Source organism: Pseudomonas palmensis (assembly GCF_049942755.1).
GTDB lineage: Bacteria > Pseudomonadota > Gammaproteobacteria > Pseudomonadales > Pseudomonadaceae > Aquipseudomonas > Aquipseudomonas palmensis.
Map to the genome: position 1 here is coordinate 3,732,628 of NZ_CP187958.1, position 15,464 is coordinate 3,748,091.

The window sequence follows — 15,464 nt, forward strand, 5'->3', positions numbered from 1 at the left end:
TCGCGGGTCAAGCCCGCTCCTTGTGGGAGCGTGCCTGACCCGCGATGGTTTCACTCCATCTCGATGATGACCTGCTCCTGCCACTTCTGCGGCAGGGCCTTGGAGGTGGCTTCCCATGCCGCTGCATCCTTGATCGGCTGCGCCGGCGCGTACTGCTCGTTGGGCAGCAGCTTGGCCTGCACGTCCGCCGGCAGCTTCAGGTGCTCGGCACGAATCGGCCGCGCATGGCCGATGGCCAGGTTGGTCTGCCCGGCATCGCTGAAGATGTATTCACGGGTCAGCTTGGCGGCGTTCGGGTGCTTGGCGTACTTGTTGATGATGGTGGTGTAGCCGGACATCACCGAGCCGTCGGACGGGATCAGCACCTCGAAGCGTTTCGAGTCGATCTGCTCGCGGTAGCTCAGGCCGTTGAAGTCCCACACCACGCCGACCTCGATCTCGCCCTTCTCAAGGGTCTGGATGGTCGGGTTGGCCAGCGACAGGCGCTTCTGCTGGGCCAGCTTGGTGAACAGTTGCAGGCCCGGCTCGATGTTGGACTCGTCGCCCTTGTAGGCAATGGCTGCAGCCAGTACGCCGTTGGCCGCCTGGGCAGCGGTGCCGACGTCACCGATGGCGACCTTGTACTTGCCCTTTTCCAGGTCGTGCCAGGTCTTGGGAATGTCTTCTTCCTTGACCAGCTGCTTGTTGATGATGAAGGCGATGGTGCCGGTATAGGCCAGTGCCCAGTGTCCGTCTTGGTCCTTGGCCCAGGTCGGTATCTGCTCCCAGGTGCTGGGCTTGTACGGCTGGGTCACGCCCTTGGCCAGCGCAATGGGGCCGAAGGCGGCGCCGACGTCGCCGATATCGGCGCTGGCGTTGTCTTTCTCGGCATCGAACTTGGCCACTTCCTGGGCCGAGCTCATGTCGGTGTCCATGTGCTTGAGGCCGTACTTGCTCGCCAGGTCCGCCCAGGTGCCCTTCCAGTTGGCCCAGGCATCGGGCATGCCGACGCTGTTGACGACGCCTTCCTTGCGGGCGGCGTCCTCGAGGGCCTTGAGGTCGGTGTCCGCGGCCATGGCCGAGGTGCACAGGGCAATACTGGTGCCTAACAGTGAGGCCAGAAAAAGCTGTTTCATCCGAAGCTCCTTGATGGGTGCCGTGCAAAACGCTGAGAGGGTTTCGATTCGGTTGGTCTAGGTCAGCAATACCCGAGCCAAGGTAGGCCGGTTGCATGACAGTTTGATGTCGAAGGCGCCGCGCCAGGTGTGTGCAGCGGCCCTGAAAATAGAGCGTAGACCAGTTTCAAGTGCTTGATCCGCAACGCCTTGACCGCACTCGACCGGGCCTGTGCGTGACCGTCCGGCGTGCTGTCATGTGCCGTTCATGTGGATTGCCTAGGCTTTGGTTACTCCGCCCGGCCATCGTCGCTGCGCCGTTCTGGCACACGCACCAGGCTGGACTAGTCCAGATAGGTAACCCTTGATGCATCGACTGCCCACGCGTGCAGTAACAGCCATATGCAATGCCCTGCAAGAGCAGATCGAGCATGGCCTGCTGGCGCCCGGCTGCAAGTTGCCGGCCGAACGCAAGCTCAGCGAGGTGTTCGATACCACGCGTATCACCCTGCGCGAGGCGCTGGTGCAACTGGAGGCCTGCGGGCTGATCTACCGCGAGGAACGCCGTGGCTGGTTCGTGGCGCCCCAGCGCCTGAGCTATGACCTGATCGAGCGCAGCCACTTCCATGCCATGGTGCGCGACCAGGGCCGACAGCCGGCCACCGAGCTGTTGTCGGCCCGCCTGCAGCCGGCGCCGGCGGCGATCTGTGCGCGCCTGCAATTGCCGGCGCTGTCCAGCGTGATCCAGATCTGCCGCCTGCGGCGTATCGATGGGCGCGCGGTGCTCTATGCCGAGCACTACCTCAACCCCGAGTACTTTGCCGGGATTCTGGATTTCGACCTGAGCCAGTCGCTGACCGAGCTGTACGCGCTGCACTACGGCATCGCCTATGGCCGGGTGCGTTTCGAGACGCTGCCCACCGCGTTGCCGGTAGCGGCGGCGATGGCGCTGAAGGTATCGGCCGGCAGTGCCGGCCTGCATATCACCCGGGTCAACAGCGACCAGCACGGGCGGCTGATCGACTGCGACCTGGAGTACTGGCGCCACGATGCGATTCGCATCGTGGCCGAGGCGGGCTAGGCGTTGCTGTCGGCGGGGGCGGTGTCCTGCGCGGGGCCACCGCCGGCGGTCACCACCTGCACCGAAAGACGCGGGGTAGCCAGGTCCAGCCCGGCTTCGTCGAGCTGGCGCTTGAGCGCCAGGTTGAATGCCCGCGACACCTCCCATTGCTTGATCGGCGCGGTCTTGAAGCGCGCGCGCAGCACCGCCGAGCCGGACTCGAAGCTCTCCACCCCCTGGAACTCCAGCGGCGACCAGATATTGCGCCGTTGCAGCGGATCGCTGCGCATCTTCTGGCCCACGTCGCGAACCAGGCCGATGGCCTTGTCGATGCTCATGTTGTAGGGGATGGCGATACGGAAGATCGCGTAGCCGAATTCGCGCGAGTAGTTCTTGATGCTCTTGATCTCGCTGAACGGGATGGTGTGCACGATGCCGTCGATGTCGCGCAGGCGCACGGTACGGATGGTCAGGCCTTCGACGGTCCCCAGGTGGCCGCCTACATCCACATAATCATCGATGGCCAGGGAGTCCTCGATGATGATGAACAGGCCGGTGATCAGGTCGGCCACCAGCGATTGCGCACCAAAGCCGATGGCCAGGCCGATCACACCGGCACCGGCCAGCAGCGGTGTGACGTTCATGCCCATGTTGGCCAGGGCCACGATCACCGCGATGATGAAGATGGCCACGAACAGCACGTTGCGGATCAGCGGCATCATGGTTTGCGCACGGGCATTGGCCAGGCCCTTGCGCGAGCGGGTCAGTGCGTGGTGCACGGCGGTGTCGCTGAGGATCCACACCAGCCAGGCGGCGATCAGCGTACCGGCCAGGCCGAACACGCGCACCGCCACCTCGTGGCCTTCGCCCTCGGTGAAACCGATCAGCGAGAAGCCCCATACACGCAGGCCCAGCTCGATGAACACCAGCCAGATGAGCAGGTGCACCAGGGTGTAGCCAAAGCTCTTGAGACGTTCGGCGTAGACCGCCTGGCGCCGGTTGGCCCGCTGCGGCTTGAGCGCATGGCGGCGCACCAGGCCGTTGACCACCATGCACATCACCACCAGCACCGTGCACATCAGCGACTGGCGCAGGGCCGTGCTGGTGTCGCCGGCGGACACGAACGTGGCGAACAGCGAAATGCCCACCAGCACCAGGGCCGGCAGGTACCAGAAGGTGCCGAGGATCTCGATGGTGTCGCTCAGGGCGCGGCGCGTCAGGCGCCGAGACAGCGGCTGGTTGCGAATGAGGTGCGCGATTGGGCGGCGAAAGCGCAGGATGAACAGCCCGGTGGACAGCGCCGCCAGAATGTTGGCCAGGGTCGCCAGGGTGTGCGCCAGGTGGTCGCCCAGGGCGGCGGCCATGCGTGGGTCGTTCATCGCCTCGCCGAAGGCGGCAAAGCTGCCGATCAGCCACAGCGGACGGAACGCGCGGTGGCGCAGGATGTACAGGGCGCGGTGGCGGTGCGGGCCATCGAGCAGCGAGAAGGCGATCACGCAGATGGCCGAGAAGCAGGTGCCGACCACCAGGGCGTAGGCCAGTACCATGGCCATCGACTTGCCCAGCGAAGAGGGCAGGGCAAAGCTCAGGTACACGGTGATGATCAGCGCCACCAGCCAAGGCCCGAGCTTGCGCAGGGCGAAGCGCACCAGGTCCCAGGTGCGCGGGTGTTGCGGCAGCTCTTCGGTGAGGCCGAAGCGCAGGCGCACCTGGTGGCTGACCCAGTTCAGCGCGTAGGCCAGCAGGCTCCAGAGCGCGATGATGGCGGCGAAACCGAACAGGATCGTCGGCCATTCATGCACCGGCACCACCCGCGCACTGAGCTCGATCTGGGCCAGTTCCAGTTCGCGGCTCCAGCGGTTGAACGGGCTGGCCTCGCCGCTGAACTGCTTTTCCAGTTCGTTGAAGGTGGTGCCGATCAGGCCCAGCACACCTTGCTCGGCACTGGGCTGGGCTTGCCTGGTGGCGTCGCGCAGCTTCTTCAGGTCGGCCAGCAGCTTGCTGCGTTGCTGGTCGTTCTCGAGGTTCTTGATGACATCGTCGAGCGATTGCGCGAGGGGTTCAGTCGCCTCGGGCTGGGGTTTGCTCGAACCGCCAAGCAGGCCCGGAAGGCCGGCCGCGTGTGCGTGGCCCAGGGGCAGGAACAGAATCAGCAGCAGGGACAGGAAACGCAGGAAGGCAGGCACCGGACGATCAACCTCGAACACTCAATCGCCCGAGTGTAGAGCATTTGTCAGGTGAGTTTCTCGAGGATCTTCCACACCATGATGCCCAGGATGCCCAGCATGCCGATCCACATCATCAGCACCCCGCTGTTGCGCTCGCGCATGCTGAAGCCGACGGTGAGCAGGATCAACCCGGCGATCACCGGGAGGAACATCGTTTGAAACTCGGACATGCGCAAGGTCCTTATGCTGTAGGAGGTGTAATGATGGGCAAGCATAGCGCCAAATGTTTGCGCGCGGGTTGATGGGGGTCAGTCGTGGCCTCTTCGCTGGCAAGCCAGCGCCCACAGGTACGGCGCCTGTTTGGCGATCACCGCAGTGCTGTGGGCGCAGGCCTGTCAGGTCAGGGCAGATCGCGGCTCAGGTAGAACGCGGTCAGCACCTTGACCAGGTGCGCCAGGTCCTGGCTGCCGCACAGCTCGCGGATCGAGTGCATGGCAAACGTCGGCAGGCCGATGTCCACCGTGCGCACACCCAGGTGGCTGGCGGTGATCGGGCCGATGGTCGAGCCGCAGCCCATGTCGCTGCGCACCACGAAGCTCTGCACAGGCACTTCCTCGGCCATGCACAGGTGGCGGAAGAAACCGGCGGTTTCGCTGTTGGTGGCGTAGCGCTGGTTGTTGTTGACCTTGATCACCGGGCCGGCGTTGAGCTTGGGCCCGTGGTTGCCGTCGTGCCGGTCGGCGTAGTTGGGGTGCACGCCGTGGGCATTGTCGGCCGACACCAGCAGCGAGCGCTGGATGGCCCGGACGAAATCGTCACCGTCGGGCAGCAGGCGGCGCAGGGTCTGTTCCAGCATCGGGCCGTCGGCGCCGCAGGCGGAGCTGGAGCCGACCTCTTCGTGGTCGTTGCACACCAGTACGCAGGTCTCGTCGCTGTCGGCGGCCAGCAGGGCCTGCAGGCCGGCGTAGCACGACAGCAGGTTGTCCAGCCGCGCGCCGGCGATGAAGTCGCCATGCAGGCCGACCACGGCGGCGTCCTGGGTGTCGTAGAAGCTCAGCTCGTAGTCCAGCACCACGTCGGCGTTCAGGCCATGTTCGCGGGCCAGTTGCTCGGTGAGCAGGGCGCGAAAGTCGACGCGCTCGTCACCGGCCACCTGGGCCAGGATCGGTGGCAGCTCGGTCTGCGGGTTGATCGCCCAGCCTTCGTTGGCGCTGCGGTTGAGGTGGATCGCCAGGTTGGGGATCACCGCGATGGGCTGCTTGAAGTCGATCAGCTGGCTTTCGACCTTGCCGTCACGGCGGAAGGTCACGCGCCCGGCCAGCGACAGGTCGCGGTCGAACCAGGGGGCCAGCAGGGCGCCACCGTAGACTTCCACGCCCAGCTGCCAGAAGCCCTGGCGCTGCAGTTCGGGCTGTGGCTTGACGCGCAGGCAGGGGCTGTCGGTGTGGGCGCCGACCAGGCGAATGCCGTCGAGCAGCGGCGAATGGCGGCCGAGCTTGATGGCGATGATCGAGGAGTCGTTGCGGGTCAGGTAGTAGCGTCCGCCGGGCGTGGTGGCCCAGCTGTCACGTTCGTCCAGGCGCTGGTAGCCGGCGGCCTCGAGGCGCTGCGACAGGCTGGCGGTGGCGTGGAACGGCGTGGGGGAGGCCTTGAGAAAGTCGATCAGGCCTTGGTTCAGTGCATCGCGCATAGGTCACTCCAGACAGCAGTGGCGCGAGTTTAACGTATTGATCACGGATTTGCGTGGGCCCTATCGCGGGGCAAGCCCGCTCCCACAGCGTTCAGGGTGATCGTTGTGGGAGCGGGCTGACCCGCGATGGCCGCGCCGCGGTGTATCAGAACGGCGCCGGGCATTCGAAGCGCAGTCGCTCGCCGCTCACCGGGTGGGTGAAGCTCAGCATGCTGGCATGCAGGCACAACCGCTCATGCGCCGCCAGGGCCTCGGGGTAGGCGTACAGTCGATCCCCCAGCAGTGGATGCCCGATCGACAGCATGTGCACGCGTAACTGGTGCGAACGCCCGGTAATCGGCGTGAGCTCCACCCGGCAATGATCGCCACAGCGCTCGACGATGCGCCAGAAGGTCAGCGCATGCTTGCCCTGCTCGTGGTCCACCACGTGCCGTGGCTTGGTGGGCGGGTCGTAGCGCAACGGCAGGTCGATGCTGCCGCTGTCCAGCGCAGGCTGGCCCCAGCACAGTGCGGTGTAGGCCTTCTCGGTTTCACGGTCATGGAACTGGCGCGACAGCTCGCGGTGGCTGTCGGCGTCGCGCGCCAGCAGGATGATCCCCGAGGTTTCCCAATCCAGACGGTGCACGATCAGGGCGTCGGGGTAGCCGTTTTCCTGCAGGCGGGTGATCAGGCAATCCTTGTTGTCGTCGGCGCGCCCCGGCACGGACAGCAGCAGGGTCGGCTTGTTGACCACCAGGATGGCGGCATCCTGGTGAAGGATGTGAACGTTGGACAGCGGCATTGCGTGTTCTCTGCAAACGCCAACGGCGGCGGCCGGGCCCGGGCTGTATGAGCCCGGGCCCGGCCGCCGCCGTGGCAGGTTACCCCTGTGCGCCGATCAACGATCGGGCAGGGTGATATTGAGTTCCAGGATGGAGCAGCTGCCCTGGTTCTCCAGAGCGACGTGCACATCATCCGAGCCGATGTTGACGTACTTGCGGATCACCTCGACCAGTTCCTTCTGCAAGGCTGGCAGGTAGTCCGGAGTACTGCGCTGGCCGCGCTCGTGCGCCACGATGATCTGTAGACGCTCTTTCGCGACCGACGCGGTGCTTACTTTTTTGTTGGCACGAAAGAAGTCAAAAAGGTTCATTGGTCAGTTGCCTCCAAACAGGCGCTCGAAGAATCCCTTCTTCTGTACATCGAGGAACCGGTGTTCCACGGTTTTGCCCAGCAGGCGGTCGACGGTGTCGCTGTAGGCCTGGCCGGCATCGCTCTGGTCGTCGAGGATCACCGGCACACCCTGGTTGGATGCCTTGAGCACCGCCTGGGATTCGGGGATCACGCCCAGCAGCGCGACGGCGAGGATTTCCTTGACGTCCTCGACACCGAGCATTTCGCCCTTGCTCACGCGCTCTGGATGGTAGCGGGTGATCAGCAGGTGTTCCTTGATCGGGTCTTCGTTGCGTTCGGAACGGCGCGACTTGCTGGCCAGCAGGCCCAGCATGCGGTCCGAGTCACGTACCGAGGAGACTTCCGGGTTGGTCACCACGATGGCTTCGTCGGCGAAGTACATGGCCAGGTGGGCGCCTTTCTCGATACCGGCCGGCGAGTCGCAGACCACGTATTCGAATTGCTCCTTGAGCTCCATCAGGACCCGCTCCACGCCTTCGAGCGTGAGGGCATCCTTGTCACGGGTCTGGCTGGCGGCCAGCACGTACAGGTTCTCGAGGCGCTTGTCCTTGATCAGGGCCTGCTGCAGGTTGGCTTCGCCGTTGACCACGTTGACGAAGTCGTACACCACGCGGCGTTCGCAGCCCATGATCAGATCGAGGTTACGCAGGCCGACGTCGAAGTCGACGATGACCGTCTTGTGGCCGCGCAGTGCGAGGCCGGTACCGATAGCGGCGCTGGTGGTGGTCTTACCCACACCACCCTTGCCGGATGTAACCACTAGAATCTTGGCCAAGGTGTATCACCCCTAAAGAAAAAGGACGTTGAGGTCCCAGAAATATCCAAACCGGCAACATATGGAAAAGTTGCGCTGAAAATGGCGGCAAGTATCCGTTAAAGACGGGTGATGTTCAACACGTCACCAGACAGGCTGACCTGCACGTTGGCCCCCCACAACGGGTCGCGACGCAGGTCTTCGGCCACCTTGTACTGCCCGGCGATCGAGACCATTTCGGCGGTCAGCTGCTGGCAGAAAATACGTGCCCTGGTGTTGCCCTTGATACCGGCGAGGGCGCGACCGCGCATCGCGCCGTAAACATGGATGTTGCCATCGGCCAGAAGTTCCGCACCGGGGCTGACCGAAGCCAGTACCACCAGGTCGCCGCCCTGAGCATAGATCTGTTGGCCGCCACGCACCGGCGAGGTGATGATTTTTGTCGGTTTTACCGCAGGCTCCGGCGGCGGGGCCGGGGCCGGCTCGGGCTTGGGCGCCGGTGGCACCTCCACCGCAGGCTCCAGCGCACGTTCGCGGGCACCGGACGGCGGCAGCACCGGCAGGTCGATGGCAATGGCGGCGGCGATGTCCTCGATACGGCTGGCGCGAATGGCCAGGGTACGCAGGCCATGGTGGCGGCATACGCGCATCAGCCCGGGCAGGTCGACCGCGCCTTCGCCGGCCGGCAGCTTGTCCAGCGCCAGCACCAGCGGGGTGTTGCTGAAGAAGTTGGGGGCCTGGGCGACTTTGGCCGCCAGTTGCCGATCGAGGCCTTCGAGGTCGTTCTGCGCAAGCTCGAGCACCGTGATGGCGAGCATGCTGCCCTTGAGCTGGAACACGGGGGCTTGGTCTGGCGTCTGGGTTTGGCTCATGGTTGGCATAAGGCAGCTTGTTACGAAAAAGTGCTCAGACTTATAACGAGAACGCCGGTTAGCCGCAACCCGCAGCGAACCGTTGTAGAATGCCCGGCCATCGTCTTTGCGGAATGTTTAATGGATCGCCCGCGTTTTCGCCTTTATTTTCTTCATCCACGCTTCTGGCCGCTGTGGCTGGGCCTGGCCCTGCTGTGGCTGATCGTGCAGCTGCCCTACCGGGCTTTGCTGGTGCTGGGCCGCCTGCTGGGCGCGCTGATGTACCGTGTTGCCGGTGACCGTCGACGCATTGCTGCGCGCAACCTGGAACTGTGTTTCCCCGAATTACCGTCTGTCGAACGAACCCGTCTGCTCAAGGAAAACTTCGCTTCCACCGGCATCGCCTTCTTCGAAATGGCCATGAGCTGGTGGTGGCCAAAGGCCCGGTTGGCGCGCCTGGCGCACATCGAGGGGCTGGAGCACCTGCAGGCGGCGCAGCGTGACGGGCAGGGGGCCATCCTGATGGCCCTGCACTTCACCACGCTGGAGATCGGTGCGGCGCTGCTGGGCCAGGAACACACCATCGACGGCATGTACCGCGAGCACAAGAACCCGTTGTTCGACTTCGTGCAGCGCCGCGGGCGCGAGCGGCACAACCTCGACTCGCTGGCCGTGGAGCGCGAGGACGTGCGCGGCATGCTCAAGTTGCTGCGCTCGGGGCGCGCCATCTGGTATGCGCCCGACCAGGACTACGGCGCCAAGCAGAGCGTGTTCGTGCCGCTGTTCGGGATCGAGGCGGCTACCGTGACCGCCACCACCAAGTTCGCCCGCCTGGGGCGGGCGCGGGTGATCCCGTTCACCCAGCAGCGCCTGGCGGACGGCAGTGGCTACCGGCTGGTGATCCATGCGCCGCTGCAGGATTTTCCGGGGGAGAGCGAAGAGGCCGACTGCCTGCGCATCAACCAGTGGATCGAGTCGGTGCTGCGCGAATGCCCCGAGCAGTACCTGTGGGCACACCGACGCTTCAAGTCGCGCCCGCCGGGGGCGCCCAAGCTGTATTAGGACGAATCGCGGTGTGGCTTTCGCCGGCAATGCCGGCTCCTACATAGGTGTGCGGTACCGGTAGGAGCCGGCCTTGCCGGCGAAGGCGGCGACACAGAATTCAGGGAGTACCCCATGCCAGCACCCCAACCGGTCACCGGCCTGATCCTCTCGGGCGGTGGCGCTCGTGCCGCCTACCAGGTCGGCGTGCTCGCCGGCATCGCCGACCTGCTGCCCGCCGGCGCCGGCAACCCGTTCCCGGTGATCGTCGGCACCTCGGCCGGGGCCATCAATGCGGTGACCCTGGCCAGCGGTGCGATGCATTTTGCCGACGCCATCCGCCGCCTCACCGGCTTCTGGCAGGGCTTTCGCAGCCACCAGGTACTGCGCAGCGACTGGCCCGGGGTGATCCGCCAGGCCAGCCGTTTCGTCGGCCACAGCCTGCTGGGCCTGGGGGCCCAGGTACCGGTGGCGCTGCTCGACAGCTCGCCGCTGCGCAAACTGCTCAACCAGCACCTGGACCTGGACGGCATCGGCCATGCCATCGACCAGCAGCACCTGCGCGCGGTGGCGGTGACCGCGTTCGGCTACGAGTCGGGCCAGGCGGTGACCTTCTACCAGGGCAAGGGCGCCATCGACCCGTGGCTGCGCCATCGACGCATCGGCATGCCGACCCGCCTGAGCGTCGAGCACCTGCTGGCCAGTTCGGCCATCCCGTTGCTGTTTGCGCCGATCAGGCTGGGCCACGAATTCTATGGTGACGGTGCGGTGCGCCAGTCGGCGCCGATCAGCCCGGCGCTGCACCTGGGCGCCAACCGCGTGCTGGTGGTGGGGGTCAGCGGCAACCCCCAGGGGCCGACGCCGGGTGATCCACGCGAGCGGGTGTTCAGCGGCAAGCAGCCGAGCCTGGCGCAGATCGGCGGGCATCTGCTCAACAGCACGTTCATCGACAGCCTGGAAGACGACCTGGAGCTGTTGCAGCGGCTCAACCACCTGAGCCACCTGCTGCCCAGCGACGTGCAGCCCCGGCGCCTGGGCCTGGCCCCGGTGGAGGTGCTGGTGGTTGCGCCCAGCCAGCCGCTGGACGAGATCGCCGCCCGCCATCGGCGTGAACTGCCCGCCGCGCTGCGCATGTTCCTGCGCGGCCCGGGGGCGACCAAGACCAGCGGCGCCGGGGTGCTCAGCTACCTGTTGTTCGAAGCCGGCTATTGCAGCGAGCTGATCGAACTGGGCCGGCGCGACGCGCTGACCAAGCAGGGCGAGCTGTGCCGCTTTCTCGGCCTGCCTCTGCCCCGGCCCTGAGCGCTACTCGGCGATCTGCAGGCGGCGTGCCTCGGTGTACACGTAGCGCACCTTTTCATACTCGAACGGCGAGTTCAGCTGGCCGTAGCGAAAGCTGGTGGTATAGCGCTTGTCGATGGCGCGCAGTACCCAGACCTCCGGGTTGTCGCTGCTGACCTCGGCCATGTTGAGGAAGTTGATCCAGTTCTCGGCGCTGTAGTCCACCACCAGCCCGCCGGTGTCGCGCAGGTTCGACGGGCCCAGGATCGGCAGCATCAGGTACGGGCCGTCCGGCACGCCATAGAAGCCCAGGGTCTGGCCGAAGTCTTCGCTCTGGTGCGGTAGCCCCATCTTGGTCGCCGGGTCCCACAGGCCGGCGACGCCCAGGGTGGTGTTGAACAGCAGGCGCGCGGTGATCTCCATCGAGCGCTTGCCCTTGAACTGCAGCAGGCTGTTGAGCAGGTTGGGCACATCGCCCAGGTTGCTGAAGAAGTTGCTGACCCCGGTGCGCACGAAGCTTGGGGTGATGTAGCGGTAGCCATTGACCACCGGCAGGAACACCCACTGGTCGAAGCGGTAGTTGAAGTGGTACAGCCGGCGGTTCACCGACTCGAACGGGTCGTAGACGTTCAGCGCGGTCAGGGTCGAACGCTCGAACTCGCGCTGGTCCAGGCCGGGGTTGAACTTGAGTTCCTTGAGCGGATCGGTGAAGCCGTCGGCTTCGATCACGCTGGCTCGCGCCGGGATCTCATCGGCCTGTACCAGGCCTGCGGCGAGCAACGCCGTCACGATCAGAAGTTTTTTAACCACGGAAAAACTCCAGCATCGCGTCGCTGTTGACGCGGTAATTGATATTGCCGCAGTGCCCGCCATGCGGGTACAGGGTCAGGCGGTCGCCAAAGGTGCTGCGCAGAAAGCCGATGTCGCCGGGGCCCAGGATCACATCGTCGGCGTTGTGCATCACGGCGATTTTCGGGCTGTTTTGCAGGTAGTCCTTGAGGGCATACAGGCTCACCTGGTCGATCAGTTGCAGCAGGCTGCCGCCATCGGTGCGCGCGCGCCACATGGGGATGACCTGCTCGGTCAGGTAGCAGTCGAAGTCGCATTGCAGCGCACGCTTGAAGAACGGCGTGAGGCTGCTGCCTTCGGTGATCGGGTACTTGGGCGGGGTGATCAGGCCGCGGCGGTTGATCAGGTCGGAGGTAAAGGCGATATCGGCGGACGAGAAGCGGAACGAGGTGCCGATCAGCATCGCCATCTGCTCGTTGCTCAGGTGCTGGCGCGACTGCTGGAAGTCGTAGAGCAGTGCGTCGTTGAGGTCGATGTAGCCTTTTTGCTGGAAGTAGCGCGTGAGCTTGGTCAGCACCAGTTCATAGAAGGTGGTGCTGTTGTTCACGCCCTTGACCTCGGTCTGCACCAGCTTGTCGAGGTTGCTGATCGAGGTGTAGAGGTTGACCGGCGGGTTGAGCAGCAGCACGCGCTTGAAGTTGAAGCTGCGCCGGGTTTCGTCCAGGTGGCTGACGAAGGCTGCGTCGAGGGCACCGAGGCTGTAGCCGGTGAGGTAGTACTCGCTGACAGGCAGGCGCGGGTGCTGGGCGCGCACGCCCTGCATCACCCGGTACAGGTCTTCGGCGTCTTCGGCGCTCACGCCCGGGGTGGCGAAGCGCGAGGCGGCGCTGATGAAGTCGAAGCTGGTGGGCGATGACAGCTGCACCACGTGGTAGCCGGCCTTGTAGTAGAGGCGCTTGAGGTACTCGTTGAGGCTGCTGGTGTAGGGCGCGCCGGTACCGGCGATCAGGAAGATCAGCGGCGCCTCGTGGTCCTGTCGGGCCAGGCGATAGCGCAGCTTCTTGACCGCCCAGAAGTTGTCCGGAAGGGTGAACTCGCGTTCGGGGCGCAGGTTGAGGCTGTAGTCGGACTGATCGATGTCATCGTCGGTCGGCAGTTCGGGGCGCAGGTCGGGCGGTGTGGAGGCGATCGTCGCCTCGAAGGGATTGGTCAGCGGGTAGCCATAGGTGGCCGCATCGACATCCACCGCAGACGCGGCCGCACTCATCAAGAGGCCACCCAGCAGGGCAGCAAGGCGCAGTGATCGAAGCATGACGGATCCCCAGGAAAGGCAAGGCAAAGTGTGTACTGCAGGCTAGGACACTCGTGCTATCGGCAAAGTTGCCTTGTGCCCCGGCATTTACCGTCCCCGATGTTGCCGTGCGGGCCAGTGCCAGGGCAACAGCGGGTTTTGTTTCTTTGCTGATAAAAGTAGCTCAGGCCGCCGCTTTTGCCTTGCACAGGCCCGGTGGGGGATTATGCTGGGCGCCGTTTTCCTGTTTCCGGAGTTGTCATGTCCCGCCGTTTGCCGCTGATTGCCTTGCTTGTGTGCCTGTCGCTGTGGGCTGCGGCCTGCTATGGGGTGCGTTACGGCTTCATGGAGGATGTCAGGTGGGTCGGTGTGTGCAGCTCGCCCCAGGTGAGCTGGGAGTGCCAGTTGCGCGCCACGCTGGGCCTGATGATCCACTTGCGGGTGCTGGGCTGGGTCGCCCTGGGGTTGGCCGTGGTGGCGACGCTGGTGCCGCGTCGGGCCGGCTGGTGGCTGGCGGTGCTGTCCCTGGTGTTCGGGCTGCCGGCACTGGCGCTGTACACCGTGAGCCTGGCGGCGTTCGCGCTGGTGCTGGCGGGGTTGCGGCTGGTGCGGCGCACGGCCTGAGGCTCACGCTGTATCGTTCGCCGGCAAGGCCGGCGCCTACCGGGTTCAACGTCTCCCTGCAGAGCCGGCCTTGCCGGCGAAGAGCCGACGCTCAGCCCTGCCTGATCCGCAGGCAGCGCCACAGCGCCGCGGTCATCAGCGCGCTCACCAGGGCCCACACCAGCGCCTGCTGGCTGCTCAAGCCCTCGATGAACAGCTGCGGCGCAATCCCGGCGCCCACGATGAAGGTCAGCAAGGCCACCTCGGCGCGTGCTACCCGCACCGGTCGCAGCAGGTACACCACCGCCGGCAGCACCAGCGCCGGGCTCGGGAAGCTGCGGTAGCGCGGGTCGAACACCAGCGCCAGCATGCTCACCGCCGCCGCGAAGCCGGCCGCCATCACCCACCAGCCGGCACGCGCCTGCAGCCAGGCGAACAGGCGCTCACGCCAGCCACTGCGCTGTGCCAGCGCCAGCGCGCCATGGGCCAGTACCACCAGGTTGAGCCCCGCCAGCAGCACGGCCCACAACCACTCGCCAACGAAGCGGCTGTTGACCCGTACCAGCTCGCCCCACAACCCCAGGCTGGCGGCCCCCAGTGCGGCCAGCAAGGGCAGCGCCAGGGCGCCACGCACGCCGCGCACCGGCCCGGCCAGGGCCAGGGTGGCGGCGAACAGCAGCACGCCGATGCCCAGCCACTGCGGCCAGAACGGCAGGTTACTCACCGGGCCTTCGAGTATGCCCTTGTCCTGCCGGTCGGCATCGTACAGCCCCCAGTAACCGCCCACCGCGCCTTCGCTGGCGCGCTTCCACGGCTGGTCGAAGGCTTCGATCAGGTTGTAATGCCAGCCATTCTGCTCGGCCATGGCGACGAACCCGCGAATGAAGCGCGCTTCGTTGACCCGGCTGGGCAGGGCGGTTTCGCGCTGGCGCCCTTCGCTGGGCCAGCCGGTTTCGCCGATCATCACGTCCTTGGGCGCGAAGCGGTTGCCGAACACCTGGCGGATCTCGCCTACGTGGGCCAGCGCATCGTCGATGCCCTTGGGATCATCTTCCCAGTAGGGCAGCAGGTGAATGGTCACGAAGTCCACCTGCGGCGCGATCTGTGGGTGCTGCAGCCAGAACTCCCACACGTCGGCGTAGGTCACCGGTACCTGCACCTGGCTTTTCACCTGGTGGATCAGATCGGCCAGGTGATCGCCCGTCACTTCCTTGCGCAGCAGCACCTCGTTGCCCACGATCACGGCGCGGGTGATGTCCGGGTTGGCATTGGCGGTGGCGATCAGGACCTTGATCTCCTTGGCCGTGACCAGCGGGTCGGCACTCACCCAGGCCCCGAACATCACCTTCAGGCCGTACTTGCGCGCCAGCTGCGGGATCGCTTCCAGGCCCGTCATCGAGTAGGTGCGGATGCATTCGAAGCGCTGTGCAAGCAGGGCGAGGTCAGCCTCCACGCGCTCCGGACGCAGGCTGAAGGGCTGGTCGAACGGCGACTGGTCCTTGTCGAAGGGCGTGTAGGAGACACATTGCAGCTTGTGCGTGGGGCTGGCGGCGTCCGGCAGCGATACCGGCTTGCCGAGCCCGTACCAGAGCCCGCCCAACGCGAACAGGCCAAGCAGGCAGGCAAACAGGTAGGGCAGCAGCGGGAAGCGGGCAGTCGAGGGCATGGC

General features: G+C 65.5%; 15 protein-coding genes. 4 read left to right on the forward strand and 11 right to left on the reverse strand.

The genetic code is table 11. The annotated features are described in order from the left end of the window. Positions 1–50: 50 nt before the first annotated feature. A complete protein-coding gene (locus ACPRTJ_RS17275) occupies positions 51–1,115 on the reverse strand; it encodes an ABC transporter substrate-binding protein (RefSeq protein WP_116055196.1) in 1,065 nt (354 codons plus the stop codon). Between the two features lie 346 nt (positions 1,116–1,461). Here ACPRTJ_RS17275 and ACPRTJ_RS17280 point away from each other — a divergent pair, with 346 nt between their 5' ends. Next, positions 1,462–2,175 carry a UTRA domain-containing protein gene (locus ACPRTJ_RS17280; protein ID WP_043859984.1) on the forward strand — a complete coding sequence of 238 codons (714 nt, stop codon included), beginning with the start codon at positions 1,462–1,464 and terminating at the stop codon, positions 2,173–2,175. On the opposite strand, the gene ACPRTJ_RS17285 is transcribed toward ACPRTJ_RS17280, so the two are convergent. The 7 genes from ACPRTJ_RS17285 to minC form a co-directional block, all read right to left on the reverse strand. Then, positions 2,172–4,340 carry a mechanosensitive ion channel family protein gene (locus tag ACPRTJ_RS17285; RefSeq protein ID WP_054914665.1) on the reverse strand — a complete coding sequence of 723 codons (2,169 nt, stop codon included), beginning with the start codon at positions 4,338–4,340 and terminating at the stop codon, positions 2,172–2,174. The two genes, ACPRTJ_RS17280 and ACPRTJ_RS17285, sit on opposite strands and share 4 nt — an antisense overlap. Positions 4,341–4,387: 47 nt before the next feature. After that, positions 4,388–4,552, reverse strand: coding sequence for a hypothetical protein (locus ACPRTJ_RS17290; protein WP_167400231.1), 165 nt, complete (start codon positions 4,550–4,552; stop codon positions 4,388–4,390). A 170-nt stretch (positions 4,553–4,722) separates the two neighbouring features. After that, a complete protein-coding gene (locus ACPRTJ_RS17295) occupies positions 4,723–6,012 on the reverse strand; it encodes a M18 family aminopeptidase (RefSeq protein ID WP_054914664.1) in 1,290 nt (429 codons plus the stop codon). 145 nt (positions 6,013–6,157) lie between these two features. Continuing rightward, on the reverse strand, positions 6,158–6,793 hold the full coding sequence (locus ACPRTJ_RS17300) for an RluA family pseudouridine synthase (protein ID WP_054914663.1): 636 nt from the start codon (positions 6,791–6,793) through the stop codon (positions 6,158–6,160). 96 nt (positions 6,794–6,889) lie between these two features. Continuing rightward, the gene (gene minE / locus ACPRTJ_RS17305) at positions 6,890–7,144 is read right to left on the reverse strand and encodes a cell division topological specificity factor MinE (protein WP_019693048.1); all 255 of its coding nucleotides are present in this window, start codon (positions 7,142–7,144) and stop codon (positions 6,890–6,892) included. Between the two features lie 3 nt (positions 7,145–7,147). Beyond that, the gene (gene minD, locus ACPRTJ_RS17310) at positions 7,148–7,960 is read right to left on the reverse strand and encodes a septum site-determining protein MinD (protein ID WP_043862644.1); all 813 of its coding nucleotides are present in this window, start codon (positions 7,958–7,960) and stop codon (positions 7,148–7,150) included. Between the two features lie 98 nt (positions 7,961–8,058). Further along, positions 8,059–8,811: a septum site-determining protein MinC gene (minC, locus tag ACPRTJ_RS17315; protein ID WP_370409160.1), complete on the reverse strand. Its 753-nt coding sequence runs from the start codon at positions 8,809–8,811 to the stop codon at positions 8,059–8,061. Positions 8,812–8,931: 120 nt separating this feature from the next. On the opposite strand from minC, the gene ACPRTJ_RS17320 reads away from it, so the two are divergent. Then, the gene (locus tag ACPRTJ_RS17320; protein WP_043862646.1) at positions 8,932–9,852 is read left to right on the forward strand and encodes a lipid A biosynthesis lauroyl acyltransferase; all 921 of its coding nucleotides are present in this window, start codon (positions 8,932–8,934) and stop codon (positions 9,850–9,852) included. 114 nt (positions 9,853–9,966) lie between these two features. After that, positions 9,967–11,133: a patatin-like phospholipase family protein gene (locus ACPRTJ_RS17325; protein ID WP_043862647.1), complete on the forward strand. Its 1,167-nt coding sequence runs from the start codon at positions 9,967–9,969 to the stop codon at positions 11,131–11,133. 3 nt (positions 11,134–11,136) lie between these two features. On the opposite strand, the gene ACPRTJ_RS17330 is transcribed toward ACPRTJ_RS17325, so the two are convergent. Together ACPRTJ_RS17330 and ACPRTJ_RS17335 are read right to left on the reverse strand one after the other, a co-directional pair. Further along, on the reverse strand, positions 11,137–11,922 hold the full coding sequence (locus tag ACPRTJ_RS17330) for an MlaA family lipoprotein (RefSeq protein ID WP_054915870.1): 786 nt from the start codon (positions 11,920–11,922) through the stop codon (positions 11,137–11,139). Beyond that, a complete protein-coding gene (locus tag ACPRTJ_RS17335; RefSeq protein ID WP_043862649.1) occupies positions 11,915–13,213 on the reverse strand; it encodes a serine/threonine protein kinase in 1,299 nt (432 codons plus the stop codon). The genes ACPRTJ_RS17330 and ACPRTJ_RS17335 overlap by 8 nt, the downstream gene beginning before the upstream one ends. 240 nt (positions 13,214–13,453) lie before the next feature. Between ACPRTJ_RS17335 and ACPRTJ_RS17340 the strand changes: the two genes are divergently transcribed. Next, positions 13,454–13,816, forward strand: a complete 363-nt coding sequence (locus tag ACPRTJ_RS17340; RefSeq protein WP_043862650.1) for a hypothetical protein — start codon at positions 13,454–13,456, stop codon at positions 13,814–13,816. Between the two features lie 91 nt (positions 13,817–13,907). On the opposite strand, the gene ACPRTJ_RS17345 is transcribed toward ACPRTJ_RS17340, so the two are convergent. Further along, positions 13,908–15,461, reverse strand: coding sequence for a beta (1-6) glucans synthase (locus tag ACPRTJ_RS17345; protein ID WP_116055193.1), 1,554 nt, complete (start codon positions 15,459–15,461; stop codon positions 13,908–13,910). Between the last annotated feature and the right edge of the window lie 3 nt (positions 15,462–15,464).

Coding starts and splice junctions, on each gene's coding strand:
- ACPRTJ_RS17275 (WP_116055196.1), bottom strand. CDS start 1,115: ATGAAACAGCTTTTTCTGGCCTCACTGTTAGGCACCAGTATTGCCCTG.
- ACPRTJ_RS17325 (WP_043862647.1), top strand. CDS start 9,967: ATGCCAGCACCCCAACCGGTCACCGGCCTGATCCTCTCGGGCGGTGGC.
- ACPRTJ_RS17320 (WP_043862646.1), top strand. CDS start 8,932: ATGGATCGCCCGCGTTTTCGCCTTTATTTTCTTCATCCACGCTTCTGG.
- minE (WP_019693048.1), bottom strand. CDS start 7,144: ATGAACCTTTTTGACTTCTTTCGTGCCAACAAAAAAGTAAGCACCGCG.
- ACPRTJ_RS17335 (WP_043862649.1), bottom strand. CDS start 13,213: ATGCTTCGATCACTGCGCCTTGCTGCCCTGCTGGGTGGCCTCTTGATG.
- ACPRTJ_RS17300 (WP_054914663.1), bottom strand. CDS start 6,793: ATGCCGCTGTCCAACGTTCACATCCTTCACCAGGATGCCGCCATCCTG.
- ACPRTJ_RS17295 (WP_054914664.1), bottom strand. CDS start 6,012: ATGCGCGATGCACTGAACCAAGGCCTGATCGACTTTCTCAAGGCCTCC.
- ACPRTJ_RS17280 (WP_043859984.1), top strand. CDS start 1,462: ATGCATCGACTGCCCACGCGTGCAGTAACAGCCATATGCAATGCCCTG.
- ACPRTJ_RS17340 (WP_043862650.1), top strand. CDS start 13,454: ATGTCCCGCCGTTTGCCGCTGATTGCCTTGCTTGTGTGCCTGTCGCTG.
- ACPRTJ_RS17345 (WP_116055193.1), bottom strand. CDS start 15,461: ATGCCCTCGACTGCCCGCTTCCCGCTGCTGCCCTACCTGTTTGCCTGC.
- ACPRTJ_RS17290 (WP_167400231.1), bottom strand. CDS start 4,552: ATGTCCGAGTTTCAAACGATGTTCCTCCCGGTGATCGCCGGGTTGATC.
- minC (WP_370409160.1), bottom strand. CDS start 8,811: ATGAGCCAAACCCAGACGCCAGACCAAGCCCCCGTGTTCCAGCTCAAG.